Source organism: Nocardioides terrae (genome assembly GCF_900112345.1).
Lineage (GTDB): Bacteria > Actinomycetota > Actinomycetes > Propionibacteriales > Nocardioidaceae > Nocardioides > Nocardioides terrae.
Genome location: NZ_FOLB01000026.1, coordinates 1 through 11,680, shown reverse-complemented (window position 1 = coordinate 11,680; position 11,680 = coordinate 1). Strand labels below are relative to the sequence as shown.

The following is an 11,680-nucleotide window of genomic DNA, read 5'->3' as shown; positions in this document are numbered from 1 at the left end:
GCACCCAGCGGCTGCTGGCGAACAACGGCCTGATCGGCTCGATGGGCCGCTCCTACGGCGCCGGAGACAACGCCAGCATGGAGAGCTTCTTCAGCCTTCTGCAGAAGAACGTCCTCAACACCAGGCGCTGGGAGAACCGCGAAGACCTCCGGCTCGCGATCGTCACCTGGATCGAGACCAAGTACAACCGACGCCGTCGCCAACGCGCCCTCGGCAAGCTCACCCCGGTCGAGTTTGAGATGATCTACGCCGCCGCAAACGCGGCCTGATTACTGCAAACCCCGAGTGTCAACCAAAGCGGGGGCAGACCCTGCCTGGGCATCACATCTAGACGGGCGCCGGCGCATCCGCGGACGTAAGACCTGTGCCTGGCACGAGGGTGCCGGATAGACGCACCTCAGAGACGCCGTTGCACCCGTTTCAAATGGCTACCTGGCTGCTACTCCAGTGACTGCTCGGACTGCGATGTCTGGGCACTGGGGTCAGCAGCGGTGTCGGTGTTCGCCGCCGCCGGTGGCGGTGTAGCTGGAGGTTGCTTGGCTCGGCCGGACGCGTAGGCACGCCGGTTCGCCCAGCTGAGGTTGTGCTTGTCGACCTCGGTCTGCGGTGACTCGTACCACGGGTCGGGGGTCGCTGGAACCAGGGCGTTGAAGGTCTCCTGGTCGAAGTCGCTGAGCTCGTACTGGGTCCCGACCCCGTACAGGATCCGGGTCGGGATCACCCGGGCAGCGACGTCTGCGATCGTGAATGCGCCCGAGTTGAGGCCCTCGGCAACTGCTGCAGCCAGCGGGGCGATCTGGCCGGCGCTCAACAAGAAGTGGATGAGCGATCCCGGCTGAACGTCTTCGGGGGCGTCGTCTCGAGCCTCGAGGTGGACGACCATCTCCTTAGTAGCCTGCACACCCAGCTCTGCGATCACCTTGTCGAGACAGGCAGGTCGGGGTCCTTCCTGGCGGTCGGCGAAGTAGACGACCTCGATCTTCGCTGCCAGTTTGGAGGCGGCGTCCAGGGCCTCGAGCAATGCGGCGGCCGGCACCTTGTCGGACAACTGGGTGACGACGTGGCTCGCCCACCCGGCCACCCGTTCACGCGGGCTCATGAAGAAGCTCGGCTTGTCGTGGACGCTGTCGAGCACGGCGACCAGCAGCTTCACGAGCTCGAGACGGAGCGCGTCGCCGGCATCGTCCTCGGGCAGGTTCTCAGTGAACCGCCGACCCTTGTCGACTACGAGAACGACCCGGTCCGGACTCGCCTGGCTAAGCAGCGCCGTGAGCGCGGACGGGTTCCCGTGCCCGACGTCGGCGGTCGCATTCGCCACCTCGACGTCCGAGACATCGTGGGAGGGAATCCCCATCGCGAAGTACCGGTCGAAGTACCGGGTGTCGCTGATGCCACGGTCCGAGGAGGCGTAGCTAAGCCCGCCCGACCGCAGCTTCGGGAACAAGTCAGTGAGCAGGGCCCGGGCGTCGGACCGTGAGTTCTTCGGCACCATCTCGAGCAGCGGTTCGATGTCGAACAGCTCGTACTCGACGCCGGTCGAGGTGCTGCGCTTGATCTCGCTGGTGTGCCCTGAGATCAGCCGATCGCGCCAACGCGGAAGCTGTTGGTAGAGAGTCGGGAACGCAGTGCGGAGAAGGGTGAGCACGATGACGTCCTCGTCGTCGATCTCTTCGGGGTCGACTAAGGGCAGGTGGTGACGCAGTTGGGCGAGGTACCGGTCGATGGCTCTAGGGGTTCCGAGTTGGGACCGGTACACCTCGACGAGCCGCCCCAGCCGCCCGCTGCTTGGTTGAGGCCTTCCCGCTTCTGCGAGCGCTGCGTCAAGACCGGCGTCGAGCCTGGCAAGCAGTTGGGTGGACAGAAGTGGGGGCACCACGAGCGGGTACTGGACGATCTTCTCCATGAAGCGGGCTGCGGCGCCGTCGTCCTCGCCAACGAGGTTCGCTTCGGAGAGCGCTTGGAACAGAGTGCTCTCGTCGTAGGCGAGCAGGTAGTGCACCCCAGGGAACCGGCCGAGGAGACGGACGACCTTGAGCAGCGCGAGCAGCTCCTCGGTCTGCAGCCGGTCGATGTCGTCAGCAATCAGCAGGACCGGCGTGTCCAGCTTCTTCAGCTCGGCCGCCGCCGTCTTGAACGCCTTGTCCCAAGGAGTCTGCTTCTTCAGGGCTGCCCCGGCTGACCCGGCCGCCGAAGCAACTGCCCCGCCAGCCCATGGGATGGCGTTCGCCGCGGGCGCAGACACCTGCGCGAGCGTGCCTAGCGCGTTGCGGATCTCCCTTGACCGGCGGCGTGGGAGCGCCTGACTCAACGATGCGTAGAAGTCGCCGAGCAGCCCGGCGACATCACCCGTCGCCCAAGGGGTGAACCGGGCGACCTGCCAGCTCGGGTAGCTGGCGTTGAGCTCCTCGGAGATCATGGCCAGCATCGAGCTCTTCCCGCTGCCCCAAGGGCCCGTGAGCCCGAAGGCGATCGAGTCCTCCCACGAGTGGCTGCCCGCAATCAGCTGGGCGGCGCGGACGGCGTAGCCAGCCCGATCAAGCTCGTCCTCGCTCTTCGCAGTGATCGGCGCGTCGGTCCAAGGCGTGGGCACGTTGGTAAGTCTCAGGTCAGAAAGCCGTCTCTAGTCGACGGCACGCCGGACGAATCCCGCACGCTGGCGCCGGAATGGCGCACCCCGCTCCGTAAGGCGGAGACGGTAGTTCGACAGAGTCCACAGCGACAGTTGTGTCCGCCTGTGCCGAAAAGTCGGACCCGTGCTGAAGGATGGACAGCGTCACGTCGAAGGGGCTCACCATGGATCCGATTTCTCTACTTGTCGCTGCCGCGCCCAGCGTTGCTAAGGGCATGGGCAGCGTCGCGGGGAAGCAGGTCGCAGGCCTCCTCGGCAAGAAGACTCAGCGGGTCCGGGTCGCACGAGCGGTCTCCAAACTCGCCGCCGACGAAGGAATCACCGTCAGCTGGCGTCAGTTGAACGTGTGGTTGAAGGCCGACGATGTGCGCCTCAGCATCGCCGCCGGAGACTCCGACTCCCTCCGCGACTGCGCGCACCGGCTGACACTCGACGACCTGCCCGCCGGTTTGAGCCCTGAACAGGCAAGCGTTCAAGTTCTCCAGATGGTGATCGACGAGTCGCTGCGGCGGATGTCGTCCGGTGACGCGGAGGTGGCGTCGACGCGCCGCATCGAGCACGCCATCCAGGCCCTCGAACAGCGCGCCGTGCTGAACTCGGGCGGAGACGCAACCGCATTCAAACTCGCGCTCGACAAGCTTCATCCGTGGCGCGCAGCCGAAGCTGCGGAACTCGAAGAACGCTGGACCGGTTTACGCGCGCTGGTCATCACACTGGCCGGAAACCGGGAACGCCGGTCCCTGCTGCAGCACTGGAGTACCGACCCGCCGCACGGCCTCGTCGACGCACCTGCAGAGGTGTGGTGCTGGTTCGCCCGGGTCGCCGCCGACTACGGCGCCAGCGACCCGGCGATCACCTTCATCACCAGGGGCGTCGAGCGCGGCGCCGACCCGTCCTACTGGTGGGCCCGAGCCGGCCTGATCATCGGCACCGGCACGCCGGAAGACACTGCTCGGGCGCAGGAGCTGTGGAATCGCTCGGTGCCGAAGCATCCGCTTGCAGCAGCCGGCGAGGCCATCGCCGCCGATGACTTCGCCGCGGCGGAAGCCTTGCTTGATGACTGGACACCCGAGACTGCCAATGACGAGTCAATCAAGGCGGTCCTCCAGACGGCCGCCGCGGCCGGGCGAGGAGACCTGAACCGAGCGATCGCCATCGGTGTAGCCGGGGCGGAGTCGCATCCCCAAGGAAGCGGAAACGTCCTGCGCACCGCGGAAGCGCTGCTGAGCCGCGGCCACCACGGGTGGAGCGACCATCCGCTGGATGACTTCGCCCGAGCCTACGAGCTGGCCATCACGGCACGAGACTCCCGACGGAGCTGGCTCGGAGACAGCGTCGCGCCCATCCTGACCGCGGTGAAGGCCTCCGCGCTGGCCACCGACATCGACCGTGCCTGGAGGCTCACCCAGGCCGCACCCGATGGCAACGCACTCCCACACGAAGCTCGCGACGACCGACTTCGCCGAGAATCGGCAATCCTCGCCGCGACCATGGGCCGTTTCGAGAACGCCCAGGCAGTCGCCCGAGCGCTCGGTGACCCGTTCGTCACCCACACCGTGGAGGGTTGGACGGCGTTCGCCGAGGAGGATCCCGAGCGCGCTGAGGCCGCATGGCTGAACGCTTGGGCCAGCGCACCCGACGACACGGCGCGGCTGCAGACCGCCTCGGCGCTGGCACCGCTCGGGCGGAGCCTCCCGGACCTCAACACCCTCCCTGAGGGCTACAGCATGGCGATTGAACGGATCCGCACCGTCCACGAGGTCATGAGTACCCCCGACGCCGACATGTCCCTGCTGCGGGCTCGCGCCTCGGAGTCTGAAGAGCTCACCGTGTTCTTGGCCGAACGTTTGGTCGCCGAAGACAAGACCGCTGACGCTGCCGCAGTGCTGGAGGCGGGCGCGACCCGTTGGAACCACGCCTTGATGATGAAGATGGCCGCGTCGCGGTACCTGGCGGCCGGCTCTTACGAGAGGGCGCACGACGTCGCCGGGACCGCGTTGTCGATGGGTGGCCAAGGGTGGGCCGGCCGCATCGAGTGCCTGTCCATCCAGTTCGACGCGCTTGAGTCCCTCGGCGAGTTCCAACGGTCCCTGCCCCTCGCCCGCGAGATGGCCGTTATGGCACCAGAAAACCTCACGATCCGATGGGCGCTGGTCCATAGCCTGGTCCGCGCGGGGAAGAGTGCTGACGCCTGGGCTGCGCTCACTTACAACGGGAAGGCCGCTGAACCCCGCAACGCCGGCGACGCGCGGACATGGATTGGTCTGGCCGCCGAGTGTGATGACAGCGTGGAGTTCGTTCAGCGCTCCCTGGAGATGATGAGCGCCTGGCAGGACGAACCGGACCTTGTCGGAGTCTTCCTCATCCAGATCTACTCCGGGCTGCGGCGCCACGAACGTGACGTCGCCGAGGCTGACATCTCCGAGTTGCACCGGGCCACCGACGAGTTCACCGAAGCCCATCCCGATAACGGGGTCTTCCGAAAGTTCACCCTCGACGAGAACGACCTCATCGGGTCCCTCGCCGAGATCCTGAAAGCGACCGCGGCCGAAGACCCTGCCCTCAAGGACATCCGCGAACGCGTCGAACGCGGCGAGCTGCCCTTGGGCTTCCTCGCCGAGCTCTACAGCCGCCCCTACGTCGAGGCTTCCATCAAGCGCGCCGCCGGCATGGTCTTCAGCCACCACCCTCCGACCGCGGGCGCCGCAGCGGCAGCAGCAACAGCCGCGCTCGGCACCAGCGTCGTCATCGACGGCTCCGCCGCCGTGACCCTCAGCCTCTTGGAACCGGGCATCGTCAACCAGCTCCTCGGCTCCTTCCTGACCGTAGCGACCACCGACTCGGCCTACCGGGACGCGCTCGCGTCACAACACAGCCTCAACATGCTGTCAACCATGACGCTCGGCTGGGACGCCGAGAACCAGCGCCCCCTCATCACCGAGACCGACGAGGCCGAGGCAGAAGCCCTTTCCCATCGAGCCGATCGCGTCGTCGAGCTGCTCTCCAGGTCCGAACGCCGAGGATGGCCCGGACTGAAACGGTTCGCAGAGTTCGCCGGCGAAGGCACCTGGCTCAGCGCCCTCGACTTCGCCCTCGCGGAACAGCGAGCGTTCTGGTGCGACGACCGCTCCCTGCGCCAGCTCGCAGCATCTGAAGGAGCCCAGACCTTCGGCACCGTCGACCTCATCGCCGCGCTGGTCGCGGCCGGAAAGATCGCCCCTGGCATCGCTGCTGCCGTTCGCGCCACGCTAATCGCCGGGTTCCACGTCGACATCGACTTCGACCCAGACGTGATGGAACTCGCTGCCGAGATCGACGGCTGGCAACCCAAAGGCGCGGCGTTCGCGCTTTCCCGCGTCCACTCCTGGGCCGTTCCGGCCGACTGCCTGCGGTTCGCCGCTGGCGCGATGGCACACGTGGCAACCAGCTCGCCGGCAGCACTCGCCAGCTGGTCTTGGGCGGCCGCGGCCGGACTGGTCCGCATGACCGACGGCAACGTCGAGGGTGCCTCGGAGAACATCCGCATCTTCCTCAGCCACCTGACCGCACAGCCCTGGCTCCGGCCCGACACGCTCGCGTTCGTGATGCAGGGCATCCGGGCGGCCACCGCCGAGCTCCCCGGTACGACCGACCCGCTGCGGGCGGTCATCGAAAGGATCTTCATTGTCATCAGCGAGAAGCATGGCGCGCCGCAGGCAGCCGAGTTTGTCCTGATGCTTGTCGCCAACCTTGAGGAGAAGGACCGCATTACAACGGTTGAGGTCATCCTCACCACGGGCAGCTAGGTGGATGCACCAGAGGCCGCGACCAGCTTCCCGCATGTGAGCTGCGATGGCGTTCAACGCCCCGGCTGCTTGAACTAGACAGGCACCTGAGATGAAGGCGCTTGCCAACGTCGGTAGGCAAGCGCTGCTCCCGGCCACGAGCGCTTGGCACGGCGATTACCGGCCGGAGGCAGTCAAGTAGCGAGGCCCTTCCGCTTGGTGGCGACCACCGTCGCACACCGTCTATCTGGGCGGTGTGACGCTCGGAGTGGTCCGGTGCCCGGATGTCGGGTCATGGGCGCATGGGCTGGTCGCCAGCCGCCGTTCCGCCGGTCGAACTGCCTGGCGACGCGCGTTTGTCGGAACGGCGTCCGATTGACAGCCGTTCTCGGTCAGAAATCCCATTCGGCAGCGCGCCAAGGCGGCGGTCTTTACCATCGGGGTCATGGCAAAACTGGCTTCCTTCATCGCAGCTGCAGCCCTCGCTGTCTCCGGGACTGTGGCTTTGTCCGGACCGGCGCATGCGGCCCTCGACTACGACTGCGGCGACTTCTCGACGCAGGAAGAGGCTCAGCAGTACATGCTCCCGGGAGATCCCTACGGGCTCGACGCGGATGGCGACGGCAGCGCATGCGACTCGCTTCCCTCCGGAGGCGGCGGCACCAGCAGCGGTGGCACTGGTGGGGGCGGCGCCACCCATACGACCAAGGCGACCGTCACCATCAAGATCGCCCGGAAGCCCGTCGCTGCCCACCGTTGGAAGTTCACCTGCACCGTGAAGCGCTCCGGGAAGGCGTACGTGGGTAAGAACGTCACGTTCCAGTGGCGGGACAACGGCGGCCGCTGGCACCGGTGGCCCAAGGCTCACAAGACGAACCACAAGGGTCAGGCTTCACTCGCCAGCACGTGGCCGCCGCCGGCTGGCCAGGTCCGGTGCCGTACTGCGGGCACGTCGACCACCAAGGCCGGGCAGTCGCGGGTCATCGCGGCCTGGCCCCGCTGAACAGCCTTGCGGCACTAGCATTCGGCCATGCCGACCGACGCCGCGATCGACGCCCTTCGAGCGTTCGTCGCTGAGCGTGACTGGTCGCAGTTCCACAGCCGGGCGAACCTCGCCAAGTCGATCTCCATCGAGGCCGGTGAGCTGCTCGAGTGCTTCCAGTGGTCCGACGACGCGGATCCTGCGCGCGTCGAGGAGGAGCTCGCGGACGTCCTGACCTACTGCCTCCTGCTGGCAGACAGGCTGGGCGTCGACCCCCAAGACATCGTGCTGCGGAAGCTCGAGGAGACGAAGCGCAAGTACCCGGTCGAGAAGGCCGCCGGCCGGAGCACGAAGTATGACCAGCTTCCGGATTGAGCGAGGACCCTTCGCGGCCACGCAGATCGACGCGTGGTCACAGCTCGACCCACGATTCCGCAACTGGCCGGTCGTCTACGCACTTGACGGGGACGACCGCATCTACGTGGGGGAGTCGCTCAACGTCGCAACCCGTTTCCGCCAGCACCTGGCCACGGCGGACAAGCGGCATCTGAAGGGCGCCAGGGTCGTGCTGGACCCGACGTTCAACAAGTCCGTCTGCCTGGACCTCGAGGCGTTCCTGATCCAGCGGCTCTCGGGAGACGGCACCTATCAGGTCATGAACCGGAACGTCGGCATCGCCGATCGTGACTACTTCGGCCGCGAGGACTACCAGAAGGTCTTCTCCGAGATCTTCGACCAGCTTCGGCAGGACGGCCTGTTCAGCAAGACGCTGCCCGAGATCGAGAACTCGGACCTCTTCAAGCTCTCGCCGTTCAAGGCGCTGACCAGCGACCAGGAGATCGTCGTCCTCGACATCGTCGAGGGCCTGCTCGCCGACATCGAGGCTGACTCGGCCAGCCAGATCGTGGTCCAGGGCGACCCGGGAACGGGAAAGACGGTTGTCGCCGTCTATCTGATGAAGCTGCTGAGTGACCTGAAGAATTGGGATCCCTCGCAACAGGTCGAGTCGGAGTCGCCGCTGTCCGAGTTCTTCGTCGAGGGTTATCCGGAACTCGTCCGCGACCTCCGGATCGGCTTCGTCGTGCCGCAGATGTCGTTGCGGAAGACGATCCAACGGGTCTTCAAGCGGACCCCCGGCCTCGACTCGAGGATGGTGACGTCGGCGTTCGAGATGGGCAACCATCCAGACCACTTCGATCTCCTCATCGTGGACGAGGCCCATCGACTGCGGCAGAGCGGCAACCAGCCGGCCGGTCCGCTCTACAAGATGTTCTCGGACATCAACCTCAAGCTCTTCGGCCAGGACGATCCCGCCCTCACCCAGCTGGATTGGGTCAGGGCCAAGAGCACGCGCCAGATCTTCCTGATGGATGCGGCTCAGAGCGTCCACACCGGTGACGTCCCCGGGTCCGCGCTTGCCGACCTCATCGCCCGGAGCGACGCCCAGCACCGGCGGTATCGGCTCACGACACAGATGCGCGTGCGAGCCGGGGAGGACTACGTCGGCTACGTGCGCGCCGTGCTGAGCGACTCCGCCCCTGAACCGCGGACCTTCGCGGACTACGACGTGCGGTTCTTCGACGACATGGCCGCCATGCGCAGTGCGATCCGGGCCCGCAACGCGGAGGTCGGGCTCGCCCGTCTGGTCGCAGGGTTCGCGTGGCCGTGGCGCAGCAAACGGGACAAGACGGCGTACGACATCGAGATCGACGGAGTCCGCATGCGGTGGAACGCGACCGACGTCGACTGGGTGAGCTCCCCGACGTCCCTCGACGAGGTCGGCGTCATCCACACCGTCCAGGGCTACGACCTCAACTACGCAGGCGTGATCATCGGCCCTGACCTCCGCTATGACGCCGACCGCAGCCGGCTCGTCTTCGATCGAACGAACTACTTCGACCCGACGGCGGCGAACAACATGCCGCGCCGAGGGATCACCTTCAGCGACGACGAGATCCTCGGCCTGGTCGCGAACATCTATGCGGTTCTCCTGACGCGCGGCATGCTCGGCACCTACGTCTACGTCTCCGACCGTCCGCTCCGCCAGCACCTCCGACGCTTCTTCGAGTCCGGCAGGCCCTGAGGCTCTCAGCCGGGACGGCGAGAGCACCACGCCGGGGGAGCCCCATCGAGAGCCACCCCCGGCGCCGTGAAGCTCAGGCAGCCTCAGCAGGCGTCACCGCGGCCAGCGCCGTCAGGATCGTCTCCACGACCTCCTCGGGGTGCGAGACGCTGACGGCGTGCGAGGCCCCCTCGATCTCGATGACGGCTCGCGCCCCAGCGCGCTGGGCCTCGTCCCGCAGCTCGGCCGCGGGGATGTTGCGGTCCTCCTGCGCGATCACGAACCAGCTCGGTGCGGTGGTCCAGCCGGGCTCGTCGGTCGGGAGCCCGTCGGTGAGCGCCTGCTGGGTGACGGGTCGCTGGGTGCTCGCCAGGCGCGCGGCGACGTCTGCGGGGACGTCGGCGCAGAACTGCTCGTGGAACAGGTCGCGGCGGATCGCCAGCTCGTCGCCGCCGCTGCTGACGGGGTACGACGTCAGCGCGTCGCCCAGCGTGCTGCCGGGGTGACGTGACGACAGCTCGAAGGCGCTCTCGTTCTCGCTCGGAGCGAACGCCGCCACGTAGACGAGGCCGACGACGGCGGGGTTCCGGGCGCCGGCGGCGCCGGTGATGATGATGCCGCCGTACGAGTGGCCGACCAGGAGGACCGGTCGCCCGATCCCGGCGATCACGTCGCGGAGGTAGGTGGCGTCGCCGCGCACGCTGCGCAGCGGGTTGGCCACGGCGACGGCCTCGACGCCGCGGGCCTGGAGCCGGTCGATGACGCCGTTCCAGCTCGCGGACTCGGCGAACGCGCCGTGCACGAGCACGACGACGGGGGACTGTTCTGACATGGGGATGCTCTTTTCGTCGGTGACGGACGCTCAGGCCGCGAAGGCCTTGCGGAGGATGTGGACCGCCTGCTCGACGGCGCCGGTGGATGCCGCGGACCCGCGCAGCGGGTTGAGCATCATGAAGTCGTGGATCGTGGCGTTGTAGCGCACCGTGGTGGTCCGTACGCCGGCCTCGATGAGCTTGCGGGCGTAGGCCTCGCCCTCGTCGCGCAGCACGTCGTTCTCGTCGACGACGACGAACGCCTCGGGCAGACCCCGGAGCTCCTCGATCGTCGCCCGCAGCGGCGACGCGGTGATCTCGCCGCGCCGCTCCTCGTCGGGGAGGTAGGCGTCCCAGAACCACGCCATCGACTTCCCGAGCAGGAAGGGGCCGTCGAAGAACTCGGCGTAGCTGGCGGTGTTCTGGGCCGCGTCGGTCACGGGGTAGTACAGCGACTGCTGGCAGAACGTGACGTCACCGCGCTCCTTGGCCATGATCGCCACGGCGGCGGCCATGTTGCCGCCCACGGAGTCGCCGGCGACAGCGATGCGTGAGGAGTCCAGCCCCTCCGCGTCGCCGTGGGCGACGATCCACTGGGCGGTCGCGTACGCCTGCTCGATGGCCACCGGGTAGCGGGCCTCGGGCGAGCGGTCGTACTCGACGAAGACGACCGCCGCGTCGGCACCGGTCGCCAGGTCGCGGACCAGGCGGTCGTGCGTGCCCGCGTTGCCGAGGACCCAGCCGCCGCCGTGGAGGTAGAGCACCGCGGGCAGAGATCCCGTGGCGCCGGCCGGCTTGACGATGCGGACCTTCACGTCGCCGACCGCGGCCGGGACAGTGATCCACTTCTCGTCGACGTCGGGCTTCTCGATGGGGGCGGCCTGCACGTCGTCGAGGACCTTGCGCGCCTGCTCGGGCGTCATCTCGTAGAAGAAGGGCGGCTGCGAGGTCAGGTCGGCAAGCCGCTGGGCCTCGGGCTCCAGGTAGTGGTCGGTCATGGGGGACTCCTTCCGGTTCAGGGTTCCGCAGTTCGACCGGGCAGCGGATCGCGTTGTGACGGCGCCGGGTCAGGCCCCACCTGATGGTGCTTCCGCCCTAGGTGTACCCGGCCAGGACGTTGGTAGCGGCGAGCCTGGTTGAACGAACGAGAACCTCCGAATGGGATGTGGCTTGTCTAAGGCCCACTCCAACCCGGAGGTTCTCGTGTCCCACGGTAATGCCCGGCTGACCGTTCACGGTCGTCGACTGATCGTCCAGCGCCACCAGGCCGGCTGGCCCCAAGCTCACATCGCGGCCGCGATGGGTGTCTCCCGCAAGTGCGTGCGGACCTGGATCGACCGCTACGCCACCGAAGGCGAGGCCGGATTGGTGACGCGGTCCTCGCGGCCGCACACAATGCCCACCAGGACCAGCGATGAGGTCGAGCAGAAG

The 11,680-nt window shown here is 67.4% G+C and carries 9 protein-coding genes; 6 read left to right on the top strand and 3 right to left on the bottom strand.

Features of this window, described 5'->3' with window-relative positions; genetic code table 11:
• The coding region (locus tag BM236_RS18440; RefSeq protein ID WP_139230171.1) for an integrase core domain-containing protein at positions 1-269 on the top strand (269 nt) is incomplete at its 5' end.
• Positions 270-439: 170 nt separating this feature from the next.
• Here the strand turns inward: BM236_RS18440 and BM236_RS18435 are convergent.
• On the bottom strand, positions 440-2,590 hold the full coding sequence (locus BM236_RS18435) for a KAP family NTPase (RefSeq protein WP_175507755.1): 2,151 nt from the start codon (positions 2,588-2,590) through the stop codon (positions 440-442).
• Between the two features lie 203 nt (positions 2,591-2,793).
• On the opposite strand from BM236_RS18435, the gene BM236_RS18430 reads away from it, so the two are divergent.
• The 4 genes from BM236_RS18430 (at position 2,794) to BM236_RS18415 (ending at position 9,458) form a co-directional block, all read left to right on the top strand.
• Positions 2,794-6,414 (top strand): PIN domain-containing protein, encoded by a 3,621-nt coding sequence (locus BM236_RS18430; RefSeq protein ID WP_139230170.1) that lies wholly within the window; start codon positions 2,794-2,796, stop codon positions 6,412-6,414.
• 424 nt (positions 6,415-6,838) lie between these two features.
• A complete protein-coding gene (locus BM236_RS18425) occupies positions 6,839-7,396 on the top strand; it encodes an excalibur calcium-binding domain-containing protein (protein ID WP_139230169.1) in 558 nt (185 codons plus the stop codon).
• 27 nt (positions 7,397-7,423) lie between these two features.
• Positions 7,424-7,750, top strand: coding sequence for a nucleotide pyrophosphohydrolase (locus BM236_RS18420; RefSeq protein WP_091126726.1), 327 nt, complete (start codon positions 7,424-7,426; stop codon positions 7,748-7,750).
• Positions 7,731-9,458, top strand: a complete 1,728-nt coding sequence (locus BM236_RS18415; RefSeq protein ID WP_091126725.1) for a DUF2075 domain-containing protein — start codon at positions 7,731-7,733, stop codon at positions 9,456-9,458. The genes BM236_RS18420 and BM236_RS18415 overlap by 20 nt, the downstream gene beginning before the upstream one ends.
• Positions 9,459-9,531: 73 nt before the next feature.
• On the opposite strand, the gene BM236_RS18410 is transcribed toward BM236_RS18415, so the two are convergent.
• Positions 9,532-10,269, bottom strand: coding sequence for an alpha/beta fold hydrolase (locus tag BM236_RS18410; protein ID WP_091126723.1), 738 nt, complete (start codon positions 10,267-10,269; stop codon positions 9,532-9,534).
• Positions 10,270-10,299: 30 nt separating this feature from the next.
• Positions 10,300-11,247, bottom strand: a complete 948-nt coding sequence (locus BM236_RS18405) for an alpha/beta hydrolase (protein WP_091126722.1) — start codon at positions 11,245-11,247, stop codon at positions 10,300-10,302.
• Positions 11,248-11,452: 205 nt separating this feature from the next.
• On the opposite strand from BM236_RS18405, the gene BM236_RS18400 reads away from it, so the two are divergent.
• The coding region (locus tag BM236_RS18400; protein WP_175507751.1) for a helix-turn-helix domain-containing protein at positions 11,453-11,680 on the top strand (228 nt) is incomplete at its 3' end.

What these genes read in the sequence shown, in the direction of transcription:
- BM236_RS18430 (WP_139230170.1), top strand. Translation starts at nt 2,794, where the DNA reads ATGGATCCGATTTCTCTACTTGTCGCTGCCGCGCCCAGCGTTGCTAAG.
- BM236_RS18410 (WP_091126723.1), bottom strand. Translation starts at nt 10,269, where the DNA reads ATGTCAGAACAGTCCCCCGTCGTCGTGCTCGTGCACGGCGCGTTCGCC.
- BM236_RS18420 (WP_091126726.1), top strand. Translation starts at nt 7,424, where the DNA reads ATGCCGACCGACGCCGCGATCGACGCCCTTCGAGCGTTCGTCGCTGAG.
- BM236_RS18405 (WP_091126722.1), bottom strand. Translation starts at nt 11,247, where the DNA reads ATGACCGACCACTACCTGGAGCCCGAGGCCCAGCGGCTTGCCGACCTG.
- BM236_RS18415 (WP_091126725.1), top strand. Translation starts at nt 7,731, where the DNA reads ATGACCAGCTTCCGGATTGAGCGAGGACCCTTCGCGGCCACGCAGATC.
- BM236_RS18425 (WP_139230169.1), top strand. Translation starts at nt 6,839, where the DNA reads ATGGCAAAACTGGCTTCCTTCATCGCAGCTGCAGCCCTCGCTGTCTCC.